The 21,573-nt window shown below is 67.9% G+C and carries 18 protein-coding genes; 4 read left to right on the top strand and 14 right to left on the bottom strand.

The genetic code is table 11. The features are described 5' to 3' along the window. Positions 1-18 precede the first annotated feature (18 nt). From E4O86_RS05715 to E4O86_RS05695, 5 genes are all read right to left on the bottom strand, one after another. Positions 19-1,101: a D-alanine--D-alanine ligase family protein gene (locus E4O86_RS05715; protein ID WP_161139561.1), complete on the bottom strand. Its 1,083-nt coding sequence runs from the start codon at positions 1,099-1,101 to the stop codon at positions 19-21. A 90-nt stretch (positions 1,102-1,191) separates the two neighbouring features. Further along, on the bottom strand, positions 1,192-2,844 hold the full coding sequence (locus tag E4O86_RS05710; RefSeq protein WP_161139560.1) for an ABC transporter ATP-binding protein: 1,653 nt from the start codon (positions 2,842-2,844) through the stop codon (positions 1,192-1,194). 1 nt (position 2,845) lies between these two features. Continuing rightward, complete coding sequence (locus tag E4O86_RS05705; RefSeq protein ID WP_161139559.1) at positions 2,846-3,976, bottom strand: ABC transporter permease subunit; 1,131 nt, start codon at positions 3,974-3,976, stop codon at positions 2,846-2,848. A gap of 5 nt (positions 3,977-3,981) precedes the next feature. Next, positions 3,982-4,905, bottom strand: a complete 924-nt coding sequence (gene oppB, locus E4O86_RS05700) for an oligopeptide ABC transporter permease OppB (RefSeq protein WP_161139558.1) — start codon at positions 4,903-4,905, stop codon at positions 3,982-3,984. A 106-nt stretch (positions 4,906-5,011) separates the two neighbouring features. Beyond that, a complete protein-coding gene (locus E4O86_RS05695; protein WP_161139557.1) occupies positions 5,012-6,598 on the bottom strand; it encodes a peptide ABC transporter substrate-binding protein in 1,587 nt (528 codons plus the stop codon). 280 nt (positions 6,599-6,878) lie between these two features. Here E4O86_RS05695 and E4O86_RS05690 point away from each other — a divergent pair, with 280 nt between their 5' ends. The 4 genes from E4O86_RS05690 (at position 6,879) to E4O86_RS05675 (ending at position 13,289) form a co-directional block, all read left to right on the top strand. After that, positions 6,879-7,373, top strand: a complete 495-nt coding sequence (locus tag E4O86_RS05690) for a GNAT family N-acetyltransferase (protein ID WP_161139556.1) — start codon at positions 6,879-6,881, stop codon at positions 7,371-7,373. Position 7,374: 1 nt separating this feature from the next. Then, entirely contained in the window at positions 7,375-8,829 is a 1,455-nt protein-coding gene (locus E4O86_RS05685; RefSeq protein WP_161139555.1) for a RimK family protein, read from the top strand. Positions 8,830-9,595: 766 nt separating this feature from the next. Next, entirely contained in the window at positions 9,596-11,626 is a 2,031-nt protein-coding gene (parE, locus tag E4O86_RS05680; RefSeq protein WP_161139554.1) for a DNA topoisomerase IV subunit B, read from the top strand. A 172-nt stretch (positions 11,627-11,798) separates the two neighbouring features. Next, a complete protein-coding gene (locus E4O86_RS05675; RefSeq protein ID WP_161139553.1) occupies positions 11,799-13,289 on the top strand; it encodes a DEAD/DEAH box helicase in 1,491 nt (496 codons plus the stop codon). A gap of 26 nt (positions 13,290-13,315) precedes the next feature. Here E4O86_RS05675 and E4O86_RS05670 read toward each other — a convergent pair whose 3' ends face one another. From E4O86_RS05670 to E4O86_RS05630, 9 genes are all read right to left on the bottom strand, one after another. Next, a complete protein-coding gene (locus E4O86_RS05670; protein ID WP_161139552.1) occupies positions 13,316-13,663 on the bottom strand; it encodes a TfoX/Sxy family protein in 348 nt (115 codons plus the stop codon). Between the two features lie 6 nt (positions 13,664-13,669). Next, positions 13,670-14,329, bottom strand: a complete 660-nt coding sequence (gene tenA / locus E4O86_RS05665; protein ID WP_161139551.1) for a thiaminase II — start codon at positions 14,327-14,329, stop codon at positions 13,670-13,672. A 21-nt stretch (positions 14,330-14,350) separates the two neighbouring features. Further along, positions 14,351-14,737 (bottom strand): Fe-S cluster assembly scaffold SufA, encoded by a 387-nt coding sequence (gene sufA / locus E4O86_RS05660; RefSeq protein WP_161139550.1) that lies wholly within the window; start codon positions 14,735-14,737, stop codon positions 14,351-14,353. Positions 14,738-14,793: 56 nt separating this feature from the next. Continuing rightward, on the bottom strand, positions 14,794-15,195 hold the full coding sequence (locus E4O86_RS05655; protein ID WP_161139549.1) for an SUF system Fe-S cluster assembly protein: 402 nt from the start codon (positions 15,193-15,195) through the stop codon (positions 14,794-14,796). Between the two features lie 10 nt (positions 15,196-15,205). Further along, positions 15,206-16,438, bottom strand: a complete 1,233-nt coding sequence (locus E4O86_RS05650; protein ID WP_161139548.1) for a SufS family cysteine desulfurase — start codon at positions 16,436-16,438, stop codon at positions 15,206-15,208. Continuing rightward, a complete protein-coding gene (gene sufD, locus E4O86_RS05645; protein ID WP_161139547.1) occupies positions 16,435-17,763 on the bottom strand; it encodes a Fe-S cluster assembly protein SufD in 1,329 nt (442 codons plus the stop codon). The genes E4O86_RS05650 and sufD overlap by 4 nt, the downstream gene beginning before the upstream one ends. Beyond that, positions 17,763-18,512 carry a Fe-S cluster assembly ATPase SufC gene (gene sufC / locus E4O86_RS05640; RefSeq protein ID WP_161139546.1) on the bottom strand — a complete coding sequence of 250 codons (750 nt, stop codon included), beginning with the start codon at positions 18,510-18,512 and terminating at the stop codon, positions 17,763-17,765. The genes sufD and sufC overlap by 1 nt, the downstream gene beginning before the upstream one ends. Before the next feature lie 204 nt (positions 18,513-18,716). Beyond that, positions 18,717-20,237 (bottom strand): Fe-S cluster assembly protein SufB, encoded by a 1,521-nt coding sequence (sufB, locus tag E4O86_RS05635; RefSeq protein ID WP_161139545.1) that lies wholly within the window; start codon positions 20,235-20,237, stop codon positions 18,717-18,719. A 21-nt stretch (positions 20,238-20,258) separates the two neighbouring features. Beyond that, a complete protein-coding gene (locus E4O86_RS05630; protein WP_161139544.1) occupies positions 20,259-21,422 on the bottom strand; it encodes a cysteine desulfurase family protein in 1,164 nt (387 codons plus the stop codon). Between the last annotated feature and the right edge of the window lie 151 nt (positions 21,423-21,573).

The following is a 21,573-nucleotide window of genomic DNA, read 5'->3' as shown; positions in this document are numbered from 1 at the left end:
CAGCTCGGCAGGCCTCGCTCAGGCCGTCCGGCGCGCCCGTGCCAGCCCGTGCTCCACCAGCCGGTCGATGATCTCGGCATAGCCGACGCCGCTCGCCGCCATCGCCTTCGGATACATGCTGATATCGGTGAAACCGGGAATCGTGTTGATCTCGTTGACGAGGACCCGCATGTCGGCCGTCACGAAGAAGTCGACGCGCGCCATGCCGTCGCAGCCGGCCGCCCTGAAGGCCCTTCCGGCCATCTCCCTGACCAGGCCCTCGACCGCCTCCGGCAGATCGGCCGGGACTTTCAGGGCCGCGCCGGCCGCATCGACATATTTCGCATCGTAGCTGTAGAAGCCGTGGCTCTCGGCGGGGACGATCTCGCCGGGGCGCGAAACGAACAGGCCGCCCGCAACGTCCTCGAGCACGGCGCATTCGATCTCGCGGCCGCGGACAAACTCTTCGGCGAGCAGCTTGCGGTCGTGCCTGAAGCCTTCCGCGAGCGCCTTCCGGAATTCGCCGGGCCCGGCGACCTTGCTGACCCCGACTGAGGAGCCTTGCCGCGCCGGCTTGATGAAGACCGGCAGCCCGAGCGCCCGCTCGACCTCGGCGAAGCCGGGCGGGCTCGCCGCCTCGATGGTCACGGAGCGCGCGGTGGCGAGGCCCGCCTCCCTGAGGAGCCGCTTCGCAATGTCCTTGTCGAGCGCCACGGCCGAGCCGAGGATCCCGCATCCGGCGAGCGGCACGCGCGCGACCTCGGCCAGCCCCTGGACCGATCCGTCCTCGCCGTGGAGCCCGTGCAGCACGGGAAACAGCATGTCGATCTTCGGCAGGTCGCGGGCCGGCGCGCCTTCCGGAAGGGCAAGCATCCGGCCGCGCCCGCCGGGCACCAGGCAGACCTCCGTTCCGCGCTCCGGCCTCGACAGCGCCCCGCCCTCGAACGAGCTCAGGAGCCAGACGCCCTCGCGCGTGATGTAGACCGGCACCGCGTCGTAGCGCGCCGGCGCCAGCGCGCGCATCACGTTCGTCGCCGACATCAGCGAAACGTCATGCTCGGCCGAGCGTCCGCCGAAGAGCACGGCGACGCGCAGCTTCGTCTTCACTGGGGCGCGGGTCATGCGGGCTCCGGGGCGGTGCCGCGTCGGCACATCGTTGACGCCGAAGGCTCTACCGCGATTCGCTTGCCGGCGCGCATGCGCGTCCGGTCTCTAAAGGTCCATGGCGGTCGACACGTCGGACCGCATTTCCGGCTCCTCGCCGCCGGCCCAGCCGCCGAAGGCGGCGGAGAGCAAAGCCCGCGTATAGCCGTCGCGCGGATGCTCGAAGATGTCGTCGGCCGGCCCGTGCTCGACCACCCGCCCGTTCCGCATCACGATCACGTCGTCGGCAAGGGCGCGCACGACGGCGAGATCGTGGCTGATGAAGAGGTAGGAAAGGTCGTGCACGCGCTGGAGCTCCCGCAGCAGGTCGACGATCTCCTTCTGCACCGAGCGGTCGAGCGCGGAGGTCGGCTCGTCGAGCACCACGACGCGCGGCTTCAGGATCATCGTCCGGGCAATGGCGATCCGCTGCCTCTGACCGCCCGAAAATTCGTGCGGATAGCGGTCGCGCATCGCCGGATCGAGGCGCACCTCCTCGAGCGCCGCGATGGCGCGCCTGTCGCGCTCCGCCCGCGAGAGGCCGGGCTCGTGGACGAGGAGCCCCTCCGTCACGATCTGCCCGACCGTCAGTCGCGGCGAAAGGGAGCCGTAGGGATCCTGGAACACGATCTGGAGCTCGCGGCGGATCTCCGGATTTCGCCTGAGGTCGATCGACCGGAGGTCGCGGCCTTCGAACCGGATCGTTCCTTCGGACTCCATCAGGCGGAGAAGCGCACGGCCGAGGGTGGACTTGCCCGACCCCGATTCCCCGACGATCCCGATCGTCTGGCCCTGGCGGAGGGCGAGCGTCACCCGGTCGACCGCCTTGAGCTCGAAGGCCGAGCGGCCGAACCAGCCGGCCGGGATATGGAACGAGACGGCGAGGTTGCGCGCCTCGAGGAGGATGGGCGCGCCGGGCGGCACGGGATTCTTGCGTCCCGTCGGCTCGGCCGCCAGAAGCATCTTCGTATAGGCCGCCTTCGGGTCGGCGAAGATCGGCTCGACCCGGCCCGTCTCCACCACCTCGCCCGCCCGCATCACGCAGACGCGGTCCGCGAAGCGCCGGACGATCCCGAGATCGTGGGTGATGAAGACGATCGCCATGCCGAGCCTGGCCTGGAGATCCTTGAGGAGTTCGAGGATCTGCGCCTGGATCGTCACGTCGAGCGCGGTCGTGGGCTCGTCGGCGATCAATATGTCCGGGTCGTTCGCGAGCGCCATCGCGATCATCACCCGCTGGCGCTGCCCGCCCGAAAGCTCGTGCGGATAGGCATCGATGCGCCGTTCCGGATGCGGCATCCTGACGAGACGGAGAAGCTCGATCGCCCGCGCGCGAGCCGCCCTTGCGCCGAGGCCGCGGTGATGGATCATCGGCTCGGCGATCTGCCGCCCGATCCTGTAGAGCGGATCGAGCGAGGTCATCGGCTCCTGGAAGATCATCGTGATCCGGTCGCCTCGGATGCGGTCGAGCCGGCGCGGACCGAGCTTCAGGAGGTCCTCGCCGCGATAGAGGATGCGGCCGGCCGCCTTTCCGTTTGATGCGAGAAGCCCCATCGCGGCCATCGCCGTCTGGCTCTTGCCTGAGCCGGACTCCCCCACGATCGCGACCGTCTCGCCCGCTTGCACGTCGAGATCGACGCCGCGCACGGCATGAACCTCGCCGCTCGCCAGCGCGAACCTGACATGCAGGTCGCGCACCGACAGGATCGGGTCGCCGCTCATCTCAGCGTTCCTTCGGGTCGAGCGCGTCGCGCAGGCCGTCGCCGATGAAGTTGAGCGCGAAGAGGATGAGCGCGAGCGCGACCGAGGGATAGAGAAGCAGCCAGCGGGCGCCCTGGATGTTGCGGGCTCCTTCCGCAATGAGCACGCCGAGGCTCGTGAGCGGCTCCTGGACCCCGAGGCCGAGAAAGGAGAGGAAGCTCTCGAGCAGGATCACCTTCGGAACGAGCAGCGTCATGTAGACGGCGACCGGTCCGAGCGTGTTCGGAATGATGTGGCGCAGGACGATCGCCCGGTTGGAGACGCCGAGCGCCTCCGCCGCCTGGACGAATTCCCGGCGCTTCAGCGAAAGCGTCTGCCCGCGCACGATGCGCGCCATGTCGAGCCATTCGATCGCGCCGACGGCGATGAACATCAGCACGAAGTTCCGGCCGAAGAACACGACGAGGAGGATCACGAAGAAGATGAACGGGAGCGAATAGAGGATGTCGACCACGCGCATCATCACGTTGTCGACGCGGCCGCCGAGAAAGCCCGCCGTCGCGCCGTAGGCGACGCCGATGAGAAGCGCGACGAAGGTCGCGAGCAGCCCGATCGTGAGCGAGATGCGGATCGCGATGAGGATCCGGGCGAAGAGGTCCCGCCCGTTCGCGTCGGTGCCGGCGATGAAGCGCAGCCGGGCGACATCCGCCTCGATCACTGCGGACTTGCCGTCGGCGCTCGTCCCGGCGATCCGGGGATTCGAGAAGAGGTCGTTGCGCGCCACGTAGCGGGTGATGCGCGGGTCGATGCCGCGCTCGGAGGCGATCTCCGCGCGCACCCCGCTATCGGTCATCTCGACGGCGATGACGTCGACGCGGCCGCGCTTCAGGGTCTGCTCCAGCTCGGGCAGGACCCGCTCCTCGCGCGGATAGGGTTCGAGGCTCGCCGGCATCCGCACATATTGCGGGTAGACCCGGTCGTAGGGATGCGGCCACAGCCACGGTCCGACGATGCTCGCGAGCGCCATCACGAGAAGGATGGCGGCGCTCCCGACGGCGGCCTTGTTCCGCTTGAGCCTCGCCCAGGCGTCCTGCCAGAGCGAGCGGCCCCGGACCGGGGCGTCGAGCGGAATGGGCTCGAGAGCGATCGACACCGGCTTCAGTCGTAGCGGACACGCGGGTCGAGCACCGCATAGAGGAGATCGACCAGCAGGTTGAAGAGGACGACGAAGATGGAGACGACCACGACAGTGCCCATCACGAGCGTATAGTCGCGGTTGAGCGCCGCCTGCACGAAATAGCGGCCGATGCCGGGAATGCCGAAGATCGTCTCCACCACGATCGAGCCCGTCAGCAGGGCCGCCGCCGCCGGACCGAGATAGGACACGACCGGCAGGACGGCCGCGCGGAGCGCATGCACGACCACGACGACGCGGGTCGGCAGCCCGTAGGCCCGCGCGGTGCGGACATGGTCGGAGCGGAGCGCCTCGATCGTGGCGCCGCGGATGAGCCGCGCCACGATCGCGATCTGCGGCAGCGCGAGCGTGATGACCGGCAGCACCTTGTTCGCGAGCGCGCCGTTGCCCCAGCCGCCCGCCGGCAGCCAGCCGAGCATCACGCCGAAGACCAGCGAGAGGATCGGCGCGACCACGAAGGGCGGAATCGTGATCCCGAACGTGGCGACGCCGACGACGAGATAATCGAGCGGCGAGTTCTGCCTGAGCGCCGCGAAGGCGCCGAGCGCGGTGCCGACGAGGAGCGCGAGCAGGAGGGCGGCGGCGCCGATCTGGATCGAGACGGGAAGGCCGTTCGCGAAGAGGTCGCCGACCGAGAAGTCGCGGTAGACGAAGCTCGGGCCGAGATCGCCGCGGGCGAGATTGCGCAGATAGAGCAGGTATTGCTGCCAGAGCGGCTTGTCGAGATTGTAGATGCGGTTGAGGTTCTCCATCACCTTCGCCTCGAGCGGCCGCTCGAGATTGAACGGGCCGCCCGGCGCGATGCGCATGAGGAAGAACGAGACGGTGATGATGATGAAGAGCGTGGGGACCGCACTTCCCATCCGGCGGAGGACATAGCGGAGCATCAGCCGCCCTCGCCCCGCCCCGCCGCAGCGGGTCCGCCGATCCGCGATGCTGTCCGCTTTCCGTCCATCGCAGGAGGCCGGGAGGGCGAGCCTCCCGGCGCGGCCGCTACTGCGAGAGGCTCATCCAGCGTGTGGCATGCGCGTTCTGGATGTTGTCCTCCCACCCCGTCAGCCTGTCGGAGACGAGGCTCAGCGAGGAATAATAGAGGAGGGGGATATAGGGCAGGTCGCGCATGAAGATCGCTTCCGCCTGCTTCAGGATCCCGGCGCGCTTCTGCAAATCGGTGGTGGTCGCCGCCTCGTCCATCAGCTTGTCGTATTCGGGGTTCTTGTAGTTCGCGTAGTTGAAGCCGGTATTGTCGCTCTCGACCAGGAACAGGAAGTTCTGCGGGTCGGAATAGTCGCCGATCCACCCGGCGCGCGCGATGTCGAAATCGCCCTTGTCGCGCAGATAGGCGTAATGGGTGGCGCCGTCCACGTTGACGAAGCTGGTCTCGACGCCGATCGTCTTCCACATGTCGGCGATCGCGGTCGCCGTGTTCTTGTGGTTCTCGCCGGTATTGTAGCGGATCTCGACCCGGAGCGGCTTGCCGGGGCCGTAGCCGGCCTCCTCGAGCAGCTTCTTCGCCTCGTCCTCGCGGTCGAGCTGGTCCATGTCCTTGTAGTCGGCATAGGCCGGCTCGCCGTAATTGCCGATGCCGGGCGGGACGAAGGAATAGGCCGGCAGCATGGCGCCCGCCCAGATCTCGTCGGCGACGAACTCGCGGTCGATCGCCATGGAGAGCGCCCGGCGCACCCGCAGGTCGCTGAACTTATCCTTGTCCGCCTTGATCGCGTAGTAATACGTGCCGAGATAGGGCGCGATGTGCACCTGGTCGCCGAGCTTCTCCTTCACGTAGTCCATCTGCTCGGCCGGAATGTCGGAGCAGGACTGCACCTCGCCCGCCTCGAAGCGGCGGAGGCAGGCCGAGCGGTCCTCGAACGGGATGAAGACGACCTTGTCGATCTTGACGTCCGCCGCGTCGTGGAATTCCTTGTTCTTCACGAGCACGATCTTGTCGTTCGGCGTGAACTCCTGGAGCGTGTAGGCGCCGTTCGTGACGATGTTCCCGGCCTTCACGAAGTCCGTGCCGAACTTCTCGACCGCCGCCTTGTTCACCGGCAGCCCGGTCTGGTGCGTCAGGAGTTCCAGGAAGTAGGGCGTCGGGTTCTCGAGCACGATCTCGAGCGTGTGGTCGTCGACCGCCCTCACCCCGAGTTCCTCAGGCTTCGCCTCGCCCTTGTTCAGCTTCTCCGCATTCTTGATGGGATAGAGGATGTTGGCGTACTTGGCGCCGGTCTCAGCGTTCATGATCCGCTGCAGCGAGAAGACGAAGTCCCCGGCGGTGACCGGATCGCCGTTCGACCATTTGGCGTCGGTGCGGAGCTTGAAGGTATAGGTGAGGCCGTCATCCGATACGGTCCAGCTCTCCGCGACCCCCGGCACCACCTTCGCCTTCGCGTCGTAGACCACGAGCCCCTCGTACATGTCCCTGAGGACGTTCGCCTCCGAGATGGTCGAGGTCTTGTGCTGGTCGAGGGTTTCGGGATCGGCGTCGTTGCCCCGCGTGTAGACCACCTCCGCGGAGGCGGCCGACGTCATCAGGACCGCCAAAGCGAGCCCGGCGAGCGGCTTCAGAAGATGGTGTCGCATGAGGACCTCCTTGCTCCGCCGGGTCACGACCGGACCGGCGTGCCAAACCGCAGAGTAGTTCGGCCTTTCCGCATTGCGCAATCACTTCGCACGCCGGCGTTCCGCCCGGCGCGACCGGAAGAATTTCGGAACCGCCGGGCGGCAAGCCAGTTGAATCCCGCCCTGGCTTCGCTCATCTAGGTGCACTGACGCGACCGTATCGGCTTGGTTCGCCTCCCCGGGTGGCCGCAGTAAGCGCTTACCTCCACTACCGAAAGTCTTCCCGGCGCTGCAGCCCGAAATGGTCGACCAATCCCCCATCCTGAGGACCGGAACGGCGGCGGATCTCGATTCGCTCGAGGCGATCGAGACGGCCGCCTTCCAGTCCGACCGGCTTTCCCGCAGAAGCCTGAAGCGCCATCTGGCGAACCGAAGCGCACGGCTTGTGGTCGCCGAAGACGACGGCGTCATAGCCGGTTACGCGCTCATCCTGACACGGCGCACGAGCCCGCTTGCGCGGCTGCACTCGATCGCAGTCGGGCCCGGCCACGCCGGCCGCGGGATCGGCGGACTTCTCCTCGCGGCGGCCGAGCATGCCGCGCGCCACGCGGGCAAGGCGGGCCTCCGGCTCGAGGTGCGGCCGGACAATCCGCGCGCCATCGGCCTCTACGAGCGCCGAGGCTACCAGCGGACGGGCGTCCGGCCCGCGTTCTACGCCGACGGGGCTCCGGCGTTGCTCTACCGGCGTGCCTTCGGCGAGGATGCCCTCCCCGCCTCATCGCCGATCGCGGCCTGAGATGGACAGCTGGGTCATCGTCCTCGGTCAGCGGCGCGATCTCGCCGCGCGCGACGTCCAGCACGTCGTCATCTCGACCGAGGACTACGTGACGCGCCCCTTCATGTTCGCCGGCGCGCGGCAGAAGGTGATCAATCTCGCCCGTTCCTACAATTATCAGACCGAGGGCTATTATTGCTCGCTGCTCGCCGAGGCGCGCGGCCATCGCGTGCTCCCGAGCGTGGAGACGATCCTCGACCTGCGCAGCCGGACGCACTACGCCCATGCGATCCCGGAGCTCGAGGAGTGCCTCAACCAGGCTTTGAGGAATGCCGGCGAAGACGTTCCGAAAGCTCTGTTCGTCGCCTTCGGCCGAACGGAGGATCCACGCCTCTCCGCCTTCGGGCAGCTGATCTTCGACTGGTTCCGCGCGCCCGCGCTGACGGTCACACTGAAACCCGGCGAATGGCAGCGGATCCAGAAGATCGAGCTGACGCCGGTCGGCAAGTTCAAGGCGGAGCAGAAGGCGCTCTTCAGCGACGCGCTCAAGACCTACACGGCGCGCAAGTGGCGGGCGCCGAAGGCGCGCAACACGCCACGCTATTCCGTCGCGGTCCTCTACGACCCGAAGGAGCAGCTGCCGCCCAGCAATGCGGAGACGCTGCGCTATTGGGCCAAGGTCGCGGCGCCGCTCGGCGTGGAGGTCGAGCCGATCACGCGGAAGGATCTCGCGAGGATCGCCGAGTTCGACGCCCTCTTCATCCGCGAGACGACCTCGATCCGCAACCACACCTACCGCTTTGCCCGGCGCGCCGCACAGGAGGGCATGCCGGTCATCGACGATCCCGTCTCGATGATCCGCTGCACCAACAAGGTCTATCTGTGGGAACGCCTCACCCATGCGGGATTGCCCGTCCCGGAAACCATGGTGATCCAGGAGGACGGCGACCTCGAGCAGGTCGCGGACCAGATGGGCTTCCCGGTCGTCGTGAAGATCCCGGACGGCTCGTTCAGCCGCGGCGTCCGCAAGGCGGATTCCATGGCGGAGCTGCGCGCCATCGTCTCGGAATTCTTCAAGGAGACCGATCTCCTGCTCGCGCAGAAATTCGTCCCCACCCAGTTCGACTGGCGCGTCGGCGTGCTCGCCGGGCAGCCGCTCTTCGTCTGCCAGTACAAGATGGCGAAGAAGCACTGGCAGATCGTCCACCACCGCGCCGACGGCACCGCGGAGGAAGGCCGGTTCCGGACCTTCGCGCTCGACAAGGTGCCGCCGGAGGTGCTCGATGCCGGCGTGCGCGCTGCGAGCCTCATCGGCGACGGCCTCTATGGCGTCGATCTCAAGGAGACCGAGAACGGCGTCTACGTCATCGAGATCAACGACAATCCCAATCTCGAGCACGGCATCGAAGACCAGGTCGGGAAGAACGACGTGTGGAACCGCCTGACGCGCTGGTTCACGAGCCGGATCGACCGCTAGCGGCACGGCACCCGGGACAGGCCGCATTCCCCGGCCCGTGCGACGTCCGCCAAGAAGCGAGGGTCCGAGCCGATACGGATCGCGAATGTCACCAACGCCGGCCCTTTCGCGCGCCGCCTCGGGAGCGGAGGATTCCGCGCATCATGATGCGCTTGACGGCCGCTCCGATCCGCGTAGACTCAAGTCATTCCGATGAAAGGAGGTCTACGAAAATGAATCCTCCGGAGGAGATCGGGCCGATTGGGTAGAGTTCGAGTCGGGCTCGCTCGATCGGCCAGACACGGCACCACAATCGAATACCAATTCTGCCTGCAGAACGTCGAACGAAGTGCTGCGAGCAAGAGGAGGTTTGAGCGCTCTCTTCGAGAGCTCAGCGCTGAATTCTGCGGACTGCGGATGTTTGATTTGAACCCGCACGGGTCGTGACCGACTCTTTGAATGGGCCCAGAAGCCACCGGGCTCCTTGCAATGGTGGGAGTCGAACAAACCCGAAGACCCGTATAGAGGCGGCTCGAAAGCATCGACCAGGCTTTGGAGCCGCCTTCTTGCGTCCCGGACCCGCCCTGCCGTCAAGCTCTGGCCCCCCGCTCCTGGCCGACCGCCCTCCGCATGTCGGCCGCCGATTTGCGCCTCCGGGTGGACCTTCATCCCTGCAGCCTCTATGCATCACGCGGCGCCGGCCTGGAACAAAGGCCGAACCACGGTCGTCTTCCGAGCGCCGGCATGTCACACTGAACCTCTGATTCGGACTTCCCACCTGGGCCCGATGGACAGATCGGACGACCTCTTCTCGGCCCCCGAGGCCGCATCGCAACCGGCCCGCAGCAAGCCGGCACGCCGCGCCGAGCGGGCGTCCGCGCCCGCGGCCGAGGCTTACACGGCGGCGGACATCGAGGTTCTCGAAGGGCTGGAGCCGGTGCGGCGCCGGCCCGGAATGTACATAGGCGGCACCGACGAGAAGGCGCTCCACCATCTCTTCGCCGAGGTGATCGACAATTCGATGGACGAGGCGGTGGCCGGCCACGCCTCGTGGATCGAGGTCGAGCTCGAAGGGGACGGCACGCTCTCGGTGACCGACAACGGGCGCGGCATCCCGGTCGACCCGCATCCGAAGTTCAAGGACAAGTCCGCCCTGGAGGTCATCATGACCACCCTCCATGCCGGCGGAAAGTTCGATTCCAAGGTCTACGAGACCTCCGGCGGCCTCCACGGCGTCGGCGTCTCGGTGGTGAACGCGCTCTCCGAATGGCTCGAGGTGGAAGTGGCGCGCGACCGCAAGCTCTACCGGCAGGTCTTCTCGCGCGGCAAGCCGGCCTCCGGGCTCGAACTGGCGGGCGAGGTGCAGAACCGCCGCGGCACGCGCATCCGCTTCAGGCCCGATGCCGCGATCTTCGGCGAAGGCGCGGCCTTCGATCCGGAGCGCCTGTTCCGCGCGGCGCGTTCCAAGGCCTATCTCTTCGGCGGCGTCGAGATCCGCTGGTCGTGCGCGCCGACGCTCGTCCAGGGCAAGCCGGCCGTGCCGCAGAAGGCCGTGTTCCGCTTTCCGGGCGGCCTCAAGGACTATCTCGAGGCGGAGCTCGCCGGCGAGACGCTGATCGGAAGCGAGATCTTCGCCGGCCGCACCAAGCAGCAGAGCGGGCACGGCGCCGTCGAATGGGCGATCGCCTGGTATCCCGGCGACGGCTTCCTCCGCTCCTATTGCAACACCATCCCGACGCCGGACGGCGGCACGCACGAAGCGGGGCTGCGGAGCGCGCTCCTGCGCGGCTTCAAGACCTATGCCGAGATGATCGGCAACAAGCGGGCCGCCCAGATCACCTCCGACGACATCCTGGTCGCCTGCGCCGGCATGCTCTCCGTCTTCATCCGGGAGCCGGAGTTCGTCGGCCAGACGAAGGACCGGCTCGCGACAGGCGAGGCCGGCCGCATCGTGGAGAATGCCATCCGCGATTCCTTCGAGCACTGGCTCACCGCCTCGCCGAGCCAGGCCGGCCAGCTGCTCGACTGGGTCATCGAGCGCGCGGACGAGCGGCTGGCCCGGCGCCGCGAAAAGGAGGTCGCCCGCAAGACCGCGACGCAGAAGCTCCGGCTTCCGGGCAAGCTCGCCGATTGCAGCGCGAGCGCGCGCGACGAAACCGAGCTCTTCATCGTGGAAGGCGATTCCGCCGGCGGCTCGGCGAAGCAGGCGCGCGACCGGCGCACGCAGGCGGTGCTGCCGCTGCGCGGCAAGATCCTCAATGTCGCGAATGCCGGCCGCGACAAGGTGGTCCAGAACCAGCAGCTCGCGGATCTCGTCCAGGCGCTCGGCTGCGGAACCGGCTCCCGCTACCGGGAGGGCGACCTCCGCTACGGCAAGGTCGTCATCATGACCGACGCCGATGTCGACGGCGCCCACATCGCCTCGCTCCTCATCACGTTCTTCTACCGCGAGATGCCGGAGCTCGTCCGCGAGGGCCATCTCTTCCTCGCCGTCCCGCCGCTCTTCCGGATCGCGCAGGGCGCGAAGGTGCTCTATGCCCGCGACGACGCCCACCGCGATGCGCTGATCGCGAACGAATTCGACGGCCGCGGCAAGATCGAGATCAGCCGCTTCAAGGGTCTCGGCGAGATGCCGATGCAGCAGCTCAAGGACACGACGATGGATCCGAAGAAGCGCACGCTGCTCCGGGTCGACATCGTGGACGGCGAGATCCAGCTGACGAAGGACACCGTGACCCGGCTGATGGGCAACAAGCCCGAAGACCGCTTCGCCTTCATCCAGGAGCGCGCGGCTTTCGCCCACGACCTCGACATCTGAAGTTCGGAGCGGGAAAAGGCCGGGACGGCTGGCCGAACCGGCACATTTTCGTGCCGGATCGGGCGGAATGCGGTCGGTGCGCCTTGACTCGGCGCCTTCCGTCCCTATTTTCCGCGCAAGTTCGAACTCGCGCCGCGGCGATGATCTTCCGCCCGCGCCAACCCATCTTCAGATGAGCTTCGACGATCTAGGATTAAGCGACAAGGTCGTATCGGCCGTCAAGGCGGTCGGCTACACCACCCCCACTCCCATCCAGGAGCAGGCGATCCCGCACGTGCTCGCACGGCGCGACGTGCTCGGGCTGGCGCAGACGGGGACCGGCAAGACGGCCTCCTTCACGCTGCCGATGCTCACGATCCTCGAGCAGGGGCGTGCCCGCGCGCGCATGCCGCGCACCCTGGTGCTGGAGCCGACCCGCGAGCTCGCCGCCCAGGTGCAGGAGAGCTTCGACCGCTACGGCGTGAACCACAAGCTCAACGTGGCGCTCCTCATCGGCGGCGTCTCGTTCGATGAGCAGGACAAGAAGATCACGCGCGGCGCGGACGTCCTGATTGCGACGCCGGGCCGGCTGCTCGACCATTTCGAGCGTGGGCGGCTGCTCCTGACCGGGGTCGAGTTCCTCGTCATCGACGAGGCGGACCGCATGCTCGACATGGGCTTCATCCCGGATATCGAGCGGATCGTGAAGCTGCTGCCGCCGACGCGCCAGACCATGCTGTTCTCCGCGACCATGCCGGCGGCGATCGGCGAACTCGCCGCCAAGTTCCTGCGTGATCCGGTTCGCATCGAGGTCTCCAAGGCGTCCTCCACGGCCGAGAACATCACGCAGAAGCTCATCGCTTCGGGCTCCAAGCCGCACGACAAGCGGGCGACGCTCCGCCGCCTCATCGACGGCGCCGAGAACCTCAAGAACGCGATCGTCTTCTGCAACCGCAAGCGCGACGTGGCGACGCTCCACCGCTCGCTCGAGCGCCATGGCTACTCGGCCGGGGCGCTGCACGGCGACATGGACCAGCACGCCCGCCTGAGGACGCTCGACGCCTTCCGCGACGGCCAGATCGCGATCCTCGTCGCAAGCGATGTCGCCGCGCGCGGGCTCGACATCCCGGCCGTGAGCCACGTCTTCAACTTCGACGTCCCCACGCATGCCGAGGACTATGTCCACCGCATCGGCCGCACCGGGCGCGCCGGACGCTCCGGCGAGTCGCTGACGATCGTCACGAAGCCCGAGACGAAATATGTCCAGGCCATCGAGAAGCTGATCGGGCAGGAAATCCCCTGGGGCGAAACGGACTTCTCCGGGTCGGCCGGGGAAGAGGAGGACGTGCCGCGCGGTCGTGGCCGCAGCCGCGGCAAGCCCGCCGGGGACGAACTCTCGGCCGACGGCGAGGGGCGGAAGTCCCGCCGCCGCCGCAGGAGCGGCAAGTCCGAGGCGGGCGAGGACGAAGCAGCGGTCGCAACGGCTGCGGAGCCGAAGGCGGAGAAGCCGCGCGCGCGCTCCGACGAGAAGCCGAGCCGGAATCGGCGCGGCGAGCGCCGGCGCGAGCGCGAGGAGGATCTCGAGGATGCCTCGCGGGCCGTTGGCTTCGCCGACCACGTGCCGGCCTTCCTGCTGCGCCCGGTGAAGCTGCCGCGCAACGTGGAGACGACAGAGGACGCCTGAAGGCGCAGGCGCCTTTCCGCCTCCTCTTACACCTCACGCTTCGGCTTGCGCCCCTTCCCTGCCTGCGCCCGCAGCGCGGCCTCGAGGCCGAGGCCGGCATAGCGCGCCATCGCGTCCGGATCGTCGAGCGCCTCTGCCGGCAGGAGCCAGTAGGACGTCTCGACCCGGCGCTCCTTCGCCATATAGGCGAACGGGTACGAGCCCGCCGCCTCGAAGATCGCGCGGCTCGCCGCATCGGCCTTCACATAGATCTCGCCGCCTGTTGCCAGCGCGAACATGAGGCCGTCCCGGTAGACGCCGAAGCCGCCGAACATCCGGCGGACGGAAACGTCGGCGAAGGGGGCGAACAGGTCCCTGATGAAGTCGCGGTCCATGGTGGTTCAGTCCGCACCCGTGAGGCCCATCTGCCAGAAGTCGGCCTCGAGCCGGCAAGCCTGGCCGAAGAGCTTCAGGAGGTCGGGGAACCGGGCCTCGGTCAGCGCGCGCTCGGCCAGACGGTCGAGATCGGCACGCGCGGCGGCCGCGACATCCTGGTAAGCCGGCCCGGCATATTCGTCGATCCAGACGCGGTAGGGATTGCCCTCCCCGCTCGCCGAGCCCGCCAGATCGCGCGCGATCTCCGCATAGCCGACCACGCAGGGCGCAAGCGCAACGTGAAGGTCCAGGAGATCGCCGCGCAACCCCGCCTCCAGCACGAAGCGCGTATAGGCCATCGTCGCGCGCGCCTCTGGCGCGGCCTCGAGATCTCCCGCAGTGATGCCCCAGGAGGCCGCAAGCCGGACATGGAGGCCCATCTCCACGTCGAGAATGGCCTTCAGCCCCTCATGCGCCCCGCGCATCTCCGCGAGCGAGCGACCCTTGTAGACGGCCAGCGCGTAGGCGCGCGCGAAATGGATCAGGAACAGATAGTCCTGCACGAGATAGTGGCGGAACGCGCTTTCCGGCAGCGTGCCGGTCCCCATCCCGCGGACGAATTCGTGCCGTGTATAGGCCCGCCACTCGGCTTCGGCCCCCGTGCGCAGCCGATCGAAGAGATCCATCCGGCCGGGCGAGCCGCGCGCCTAGGCCTGCTGCGCCTGGAGCGCGGATGGATCGGCCGCCCTCAGCGTCACCGATTCGCCGCAGCCGCAGGCCGAGACCTGGTTCGGATTGTTGAAGACGAAGCCCGACCGGAGCTTGGTCTCCTCGTAATCCATCTCGGTGCCGAGCAGGAACAAGGTGGCGGCGGGATCGACGAACACCTTGGCGGTGCCGAGGTCGACGACATCGTCGCCCTTGGCGGCCTCTTCGGCGAGCTTGACCGTGTATTCCATGCCGGCGCAGCCGCCGTTCTTCACGCCGATGCGGATGCCGGCCGTCGCACCGCCCGCGTTGGCGACGATCTCTCGCACGCGCACGGCCGCCGCGTCGGTGAGGCGTATGACCTGGAATCTGCCTGGAAGTGCCATGGCGGAAATCTATGAACTGAGCGACAGGAAATCCAGTACGGCGGAAGGGTGCGTCGTCACCACCATCCGATCGCCGTCTTCGCCTCCTCGGACATGCGGTCCGGCGACCAGGGGGGATCGAAGACGATGTTCGCCCTGACGCCCGAGACGCCGGCGACGGCACCGACCGCGTCTTCGACCCAGCTCGGCATCTCGCCCGCGACGGGGCAGCCCGGCGCGGTCAGCGTCATGTCGATGTTGACCTGGCGGTCGTCGTCGATGTCGACCTTGTAGATGAGCCCGAGCTCGTAGATGTCGGCCGGAATCTCCGGATCGTAGACGGTCTTCAGCGCGCCCACGATGTCGGAGGTGAGCCGTTCCAGCTCGTCGGTCGGAATGCTGCCGCCCTCGACCGCGATCGCGTTCGGTGCAGCTTCCTCGGCCTCGGGGGCCGCGGTCGTCTCGGTGCTGTCGATCATGCCGTTCTCGTCACGCGAAGAAAGAATGGGCCTTGCTCAGCCCCTTCACAAGGGTATCGACTTCTTCCCGGGTATTATAGAGCCCGAACGAGGCGCGGCAGGTCGAGGTCACGCCGAAGCGGGCGAGGAGCGGCTGAGCGCAATGCGTGCCGGCGCGCACCGCGATTCCTTCCCGATCGATGATCGTCGCGACGTCATGGGCGTGCGCGCCCTGCATCTCGAAGGCGATGATCGCTCCCTTCCCCGGCGCATGGCCGAAGATGCGGATGAAGTTCATCGCCTCGAGCCGCTCGTGGGCATAGCGCGCAAGGTCCGCCTCGTGCGCCGCGATCGCCTCGCGACCGACCGATTCCATGTACTGCAGCGCCGCGCCCAGCCCGATCGCCTGCACGATCGGCGGCGTTCCGGCCTCGAATTTTTGCGGAGGATCGCCGTAGGTGACCCAGTCCTCGGTCACGTCGCGGATCATCTCGCCGCCGCCGAGAAAGGGCGGCATCGCCTCGAGATGCTCCCGCCTGGCCCACAGCACGCCGATGCCGGTCGGGCCGTAGGTCTTGTGCCCGGTGAAGACGAAGAAGTCGCAGCCGAGCGCCTGCACGTCGATCGGCAGGTGGACCGCCGACTGGCTGCCGTCGACGAGGACCGGGATGCCGCGCTCATGCGCGAGCCGGCAGATCTCCGCCACGGGCACGATCGTCCCGGTCACGTTCGACATGTGCGTCACCGCGACCATTCTGGTGCGCGGCCCGAGGAGGCGCTCGAACGCCTCCATGTCGAGCGAGCCGTCGTCGTGGACGGGGATCCACCTGATGACGGCGCCGCGGCGCTCCCGGAAGAAGTGCCAGGGCACGATGTTGGAATGGTGCTCGAGGAGCGAGATCACGATCTCGTCGCCCTCGCCGATCCGCATGCCCCCGAAGGACTGCGCGACGAGGTTGATCGCCTCGGTCGAGGAGCGCGTGAAGACGATCTCGTCGGCGGACGGCGCGTTCAGGAAGCCGCGCACGATTCCGCGCGCGTTCTCATAGGCTTCCGTCGCGGCGTTCGAAAGGAAATGGAGCCCGCGATGGACGTTCGCATATTCCTGCGTGTAGGCGCGGGTGACCGCATCGAGCACCGCCAGCGGCTTCTGGGCCGACGCGCCGCTGTCGAGATAGACGAGCGGCTTGCCGTAGACCGTGCGCGACAGGATCGGAAAGTCGCGGCGGATCGCCTCGACGTCGTAGGCGCCGTTCGGGGTCACGCTGAGAGAACCTCCTGCTCGGCCCCGAGCCAGTGCCGGGTGCGGGCCTCGAGCGCCGAGACCACGGCCTCCTCGCCGATCTCCTCGATCGCCTCCGCCAGGAACGCCTGGATCAGCAGGCGTTCCGCCTCGGATTTGTCGATGCCGCGCGAGCGCAGGAAGAAGAGCATGTCCTCGTCGATCTGCCCGCAGGTGGCGCCGTGGCCGCAGATGACGTCGTCGGCGAAGATCTCGAGCTCGGGCTTGTTGGAGAACTCCGCCCCGTCGGAGAGGAGCAGCGCCTGGCTCATCATCTGGCCGTCCGTCTTCTGCGCATCGGGCCTGACGATGATCTTGCCCTGGAAGACGCCCTTCGCCTCGCCGCCTATGGCCGCCTTGAAGAGTTCCTTGCTCGTGCAGTTCGGCAGTGCGTGGTCGACGATCAGCGTCGCGTCGAGGTGCTGGCGGCCGCGCGCGACCGCAATGCCGCGAATCCCTGCGGAGGCGGCCTCCCCCTCGAAGGCGAGCCGGATTTCCGCCCGGGCCACCCTGGCGCCGGTCGCGAAGTTGAACGGGTCGAACACCGCCCGGTCGGCGATCCGCGGGATCAGCATGTGGAGGTGGATGGCCTCGGCGCCCTCCTCCTGCGCGACGACCCAGCGGACCCTGGCGTCGGCGTCGACCTGGACCTCGGTCACCGCGTTGGTCTGGTAGGCCACGCCGTCGGGGCCGGAGAAGGTCTCCAGGATGGTGGCCTCCGCGCCCCGGCCGATCCGGACCTGGTGGCGCATCGTCTGGAGCCCCGGCTTCCCCCCGGCGAAGACGTTCGCGATCTCGACGGCGCGGGAGAGCTTCGCGCCGTCCTTCACGCGCAGGATCGCGCCGTCGCGGACGAAGGCGCTGTTGAGCGCGAGGATCGGCGACTCGCCCGGATCGGTTCCCGCGAAGCGATCGAGGACCGCGCCGCCGCGGGCGAGAAAGGCGTTGAGCGACGCGAACTCGATGTCGCCAGCGACCCCCGCCATGTCGGAGAGGCTCGGCATGAAGACGCCGTTCACGAACACGAGGCGCGCACGGTCGACGCCATCGAAGACGTCCGCTCCGGCGAGCGCCGCCCTGGCGTCGTCGATGCCGGCCGGAACGGCCGGTCCCGGCGCCTCGCGCATGAGGTTGCGCAGGTCCGTATACTTCCAGTCCTCGATCCGCCGGTGCGGCAGGCCCTTCGAAAGGAACGCGTCGAACGCGGTCGCCCGGATCTCCCGGATCGGGTCGTCGCCGTCGAGCGCGGCGAAATGGTTCGCCAGCGCCTCTTCGGCCTTGGTGCGGATGCGGGTCGGCTCGGCCATCAGGCAGCCTCCTCCACATAGTCGGCATAGCCCTTCTCCTCGAGCTCGAGGGCGAGCTCGGGACCGCCGGTCCGCACGATCCGGCCGCGCGACATCACGTGCACCACGTCCGGCACGATGTGGTTGAGGAGGCGCTGGTAGTGCGTGATGACGACGAAGGAGCGGTTCGGCGCGCGCAGCGCGTTGACCCCTTCGGCGACGATCCTGAGCGCATCGATGTCGAGGCCGGAATCGGTCTCGTCCATGACGCAGAGGGTCGGCGCGAGGAGCGCCATCTGCAGGATCTCGTTGCGCTTCTTCTCGCCGCCGGAGAATCCGACATTGAGCGGCCGCTTCAGCATCTCGGAGGAGATGTTGAGCCGCTGGGCGGCCTCGCGCACGAGCCGCATGAATTCCGGCGTCGAGAGTTCGCCCTCGCCGCGCGCCTTGCGCTGCGCATTGAGCGCGGTGCGCAGGAAGGTCATCGTGCCGACGCCCGGGATCTCGATCGGATACTGGAAGGCCAGGAACACGCCCGCCGCGGCCCGCTCGTCCGGCTCCATCTCGAGGAGGTTCCGTCCGTTGAAGAGCACCTCGCCGGCCGTCACCTCGTACTCCTCCTTGCCGGCGAGCACGTAGGAGAGCGTCGACTTGCCCGAGCCGTTCGGGCCCATGATGGCGTGCACCGTGCCGTCCTCGACGGAGAGGTCGATCCCGCGGAGGATCTCCTTGCCCTCGACTTCGACGTGCAGGTTCTTGATCTCGAGCATCTTTTCCAATCCTTGGCGGCCGCCGCGCGGCCGGTTCGTCAACAGGCGCGGCTTCCGCGCGATTCGTGAACTTGCGAGCGCGCCTTCAGGCGGTTCGGCACTGCGCGGAGGCGCCGCTCATGGTCCCGTTCCGGTCCGCCGTCCCGCCCGCGCGGCCGCGCACGGCCCGAAGACGCCCCGGAACCGGTTCCTCCGGTTCCGCCGTCACCCGACGCTGCCCTCGAGGCTGATGCCGATCAGCTTCTGCGTCTCGGCCATGAACTCCATCGGCAGCTGCTGCAGCACGTCGCGGACGAAGCCATTGACGATGAGCGCCACCGCCTCCTCCTCGCTCATGCCGCGCTGCAGGCAGTAGAACATCTGGTCGTCGGAGATCTTGGAGGTCGTCGCCTCGTGCTCGAAGACCGCGCTCGCGTTCTTCGATTCGATGTAGGGCACGGTATGGGCGCCGCACTTGTCGCCGATGAGAAGCGAGTCGCACTGCGTGAAGTTGCGCGCGTTGGACGCCTTGCGGTGCGCCGAGACGAGCCCGCGATAGGTGTTGTCGGAGCGGCCGGCGGCGATGCCCTTCGAGATGATGCGGCTCGACGTGTTCTTGCCGAGATGGATCATCTTGGTGCCGGAATCGACCTGCTGGCGGCCGTTTGAGATCGCGATCGAGTAGAACTCGCCGCGCGACCCGTCGCCGCGCAGGATGCAGGATGGATATTTCCAGGTGATGGCGGAGCCGGTTTCGACCTGCGTCCACGAGATCTTGGCGTTCCTGCCGCGGCAGTCGCCGCGCTTCGTCACGAAATTGTAGACGCCGCCCCGGCCCTCGGCGTCGCCCGGATACCAGTTCTGGACGGTGGAATACTTGATCTCCGCGTCGTCGAGCGCGACGAGCTCGACGACCGCCGCATGCAGCTGGTGCTCGTCCCGGACGGGCGCCGTGCAGCCTTCCAGGTAGCTCACATAGGAGCCCTCGTCGGCGATGATCAGCGTGCGCTCGAACTGGCCGGTCTTCCGCTCGTTGATGCGGAAATAGGTCGAGAGCTCCATCGGGCAGCGGACGCCCTTCGGGATGTAGACGAACGAGCCGTCGGAGAAGACCGCGGAGTTCAGCGTCGCGAAGAAATTGTCGCTGACCGGGACCACCGAGCCGAGATATTTCCGCACGAGCTCGGGATGCTCGCGGATCGCCTCCGAGATCGGCATGAAGATGACGCCGGCCTTGGCGAGCTCCTTCTTGAAGGTGGTCACCACGGAGACGGAATCGAACACGGCATCGACCGCGACGCGCCCGCTGCCATATTCCCCGCCGCCTTCGCCGTCGAGGCCGTCGCCCGTCTCGGCGTTGCGGACGCCCGCCAGAATCTCCTGCTCCTTCAGCGGAATTCCGAGCTTCTCGTAGGTGGCGAGGATCTCGGGGTCGACCTCGTCAAGGCTCCTCGGCCCGCTCATCGACTTCGGCGCCGCGTAATAGTGCAACTCCTGGTAGTCGATCTTCGGGTAGTGGACGCGCGCCCATTGCGGCTCCGACATGGTCTGCCAGCGCCGGAACGCCTCGAGCCGCCAGTCCGTCATCCATTCCGGCTCGCCCTTCTTGGCCGAGATAAGACGGACGGTCTCCTCGTTCAGGCCCTTCGGCGCGAGGTCGGATTCGATCTGCGTCTCGAAGCCGTACTTGTACTTGTCGACATCGAGCGCGCGGACCTGCTCGATGGTTTCCTGAACGGCTGGCATACGCCTCTCCTTGTATTCCTCTCAAGCGGCCCGGACGGGCCGCAGGCGCGCATGGATCGCGCCCCAGATTCCAACGAATTCATCCACCTCCGCCTGGCCCGCCGCAAATGGCAGGCTGACGCGGATGCCGGCCCGCGCAAGCTCCGGGTCGAAGCCCATGGCGCGGAGAACATGGCTCTCGGCGACCTTGCCCGAAGAGCATGCGGCGCCCGCCGACACCGCGACCCCTTCGAGGTCGAACGCGATCACCGCCGTCTCGGCCGCGATCCCCGGAACCGCGAAGAGGGTGGTGTTCGGGATGCGCTCGGCAGTCTCGCCCATGATCAGCGCGCCCGGCGCGACGGTCCGCAGCCCGGCCTCGAGCCTGCTCCTCAGTGAAGCGATGCGACCGGCCTCCGAGATGTGGTGTCGCGCGTGCTGCGCCGCAACGCCGAAGCCGGCGACCGCGGCGACATTTTCCGTACCGGCGCGGCGCCGCCGCTCCTGCCCGCCGCCGCTCAGGAGCGGCGCGGGGCGCACTGCCTCGTCGGCGAGCACGAGCGCGCCCGCGCCCTGCGGACCGCCGATCTTGTGGGCCGAGATCGTCAGGAAATCGGCGCCGAGCGCGCGGATGTCGAGGTGCAGGCGGCCGGCCCCCTGCACCGCGTCGCAGAGGAGATAGCCGCCGTACCGCTTCACGATCGCAGCCGCCTCCGCGATGGGATGCACGACCCCGGTCTCGTTGTTGGCGAGCATCAGGGCGACGAGCGGCACGCCCGCTTCCGCGCCATGGTCGCGGAGCATCGCCTCGAGCGCGGCGAGATCCGCCACACCCGACCGGTCGACGGGAACGGTCCGGGTGGCGCCGCGCGCGATACGGCCGCCGGCAAGGACGCAAGGGTGCTCCGTGGCGCCGACATAGAGCGCGCCGACCCGGGACTCCCGGCTGCCGTCGAGAATGACCGGTGCAAGCGCATGGACGGCGGCCTCCGTCGCACCGCTCGTGAAGGTCACCGCGTCGGGCCGGGCGCCCGCGAGCGCGGCCACCGCCGACCGCGCCTGCTCCACCAGGTGGCGCGCACTGCGCCCCTCGGCATGGACGGACGACGGATTGCAGACACCGAGCGCAGCAATCACGGCCGAGCGCGCCTCCTCGGTGAGAGGCACCCCGGCATTCGCGTCGAAATAGATGCGCGCCTCACGCATGCCAGCTCTCTCGCCACCCGAAAAACTTGAATCCGCTCCGCGCTTTGGTGTTTACATAGCGGCCTTGCGGCGCCGGCCGGGCGAACCCACCTAGTTTTGAACAATTCCAAACTGGGTGTAGGCGCGAGGCCGAGGCGTGTCAAGGAATCCC

Origin of the sequence: Propylenella binzhouense, from assembly GCF_009866965.1 — a bacterium.
In the GTDB taxonomy this organism is placed as follows: Bacteria; Pseudomonadota; Alphaproteobacteria; order Rhizobiales; family Afifellaceae; genus Propylenella; species Propylenella binzhouense.
The sequence above is the reverse complement of the archived record's forward strand: the minus strand, read 5'-3'. Positions and strand labels throughout refer to the sequence as shown.

Excerpts from the sequence above, each read along its gene's own strand:
- E4O86_RS05715 (WP_161139561.1), bottom strand. The coding sequence starts at position 1,101 with ATGACCCGCGCCCCAGTGAAGACGAAGCTGCGCGTCGCCGTGCTCTTC.
- E4O86_RS05710 (WP_161139560.1), bottom strand. The coding sequence starts at position 2,844 with ATGAGCGGCGACCCGATCCTGTCGGTGCGCGACCTGCATGTCAGGTTC.
- oppB (WP_161139558.1), bottom strand. The coding sequence starts at position 4,905 with ATGCTCCGCTATGTCCTCCGCCGGATGGGAAGTGCGGTCCCCACGCTC.
- E4O86_RS05695 (WP_161139557.1), bottom strand. The coding sequence starts at position 6,598 with ATGCGACACCATCTTCTGAAGCCGCTCGCCGGGCTCGCTTTGGCGGTC.
- E4O86_RS05690 (WP_161139556.1), top strand. The coding sequence starts at position 6,879 with ATGGTCGACCAATCCCCCATCCTGAGGACCGGAACGGCGGCGGATCTC.
- E4O86_RS05685 (WP_161139555.1), top strand. The coding sequence starts at position 7,375 with ATGGACAGCTGGGTCATCGTCCTCGGTCAGCGGCGCGATCTCGCCGCG.
- parE (WP_161139554.1), top strand. The coding sequence starts at position 9,596 with ATGGACAGATCGGACGACCTCTTCTCGGCCCCCGAGGCCGCATCGCAA.
- E4O86_RS05675 (WP_161139553.1), top strand. The coding sequence starts at position 11,799 with ATGAGCTTCGACGATCTAGGATTAAGCGACAAGGTCGTATCGGCCGTC.
- E4O86_RS05670 (WP_161139552.1), bottom strand. The coding sequence starts at position 13,663 with ATGGACCGCGACTTCATCAGGGACCTGTTCGCCCCCTTCGCCGACGTT.
- tenA (WP_161139551.1), bottom strand. The coding sequence starts at position 14,329 with ATGGATCTCTTCGATCGGCTGCGCACGGGGGCCGAAGCCGAGTGGCGG.
- sufA (WP_161139550.1), bottom strand. The coding sequence starts at position 14,737 with ATGGCACTTCCAGGCAGATTCCAGGTCATACGCCTCACCGACGCGGCG.
- E4O86_RS05655 (WP_161139549.1), bottom strand. The coding sequence starts at position 15,195 with ATGATCGACAGCACCGAGACGACCGCGGCCCCCGAGGCCGAGGAAGCT.
- sufD (WP_161139547.1), bottom strand. The coding sequence starts at position 17,763 with ATGGCCGAGCCGACCCGCATCCGCACCAAGGCCGAAGAGGCGCTGGCG.
- sufC (WP_161139546.1), bottom strand. The coding sequence starts at position 18,512 with ATGCTCGAGATCAAGAACCTGCACGTCGAAGTCGAGGGCAAGGAGATC.
- sufB (WP_161139545.1), bottom strand. The coding sequence starts at position 20,237 with ATGCCAGCCGTTCAGGAAACCATCGAGCAGGTCCGCGCGCTCGATGTC.
- E4O86_RS05630 (WP_161139544.1), bottom strand. The coding sequence starts at position 21,422 with ATGCGTGAGGCGCGCATCTATTTCGACGCGAATGCCGGGGTGCCTCTC.